Here is a 458-nt window from a genome sequence, read left to right on the forward strand (position 1 = left end):
CGCTCGTTTGACCCGGTGCGAGTCCGGGTCTTTTTTTGTTCCGACACCTTTCCCGCTGCGATAGGCCGGCGCGAAACGCCCACCTGGGCCCGCGCACCGCACATTCGCATTGCACTTTCGAACCGCCTCATCAACGTCATCGTTAACATTATCTTCAGTTCGGAAGGCGCATGCTGTTTCTACGGCATCGCACATCGTGTGACTGCCCTTCCCAACTCACTGGAGATCACGGCCATGAAACTCGCCATTCGAACTGTCATGCTGGCACTTGCGGTGGTTCCTGCACTTGCGTTCGCGGGACAAGGTCTTACGCGAGCGGAAGTTCGTGCACAACTCGTTCAGATCGAGCACGCCGGATACAACCCGGCCCGCAAAGACATTCACTATCCGCAATCCATCCAGCAGGCAGAAGCGCGGCTGAACTCGTCCCAGTCGACTGCCCAGGCCGACACAACAGG

1 protein-coding gene is annotated in these 458 nt (G+C 58.3%); it reads left to right on the forward strand.

The genetic code is table 11. The annotated features are described in order from the left end of the window. Positions 1-458: DUF4148 domain-containing protein (locus tag R0K30_RS21105; RefSeq protein ID WP_410612710.1), on the forward strand; the 458-nt coding region annotated here is incomplete at both ends.

Origin of the sequence: Bacillus sp. SIMBA_154 (genome assembly GCF_046536015.1) — a bacterium.
Lineage (GTDB): Bacteria > Bacillota > Bacilli > Bacillales > Bacillaceae > Bacillus > Bacillus pumilus_P.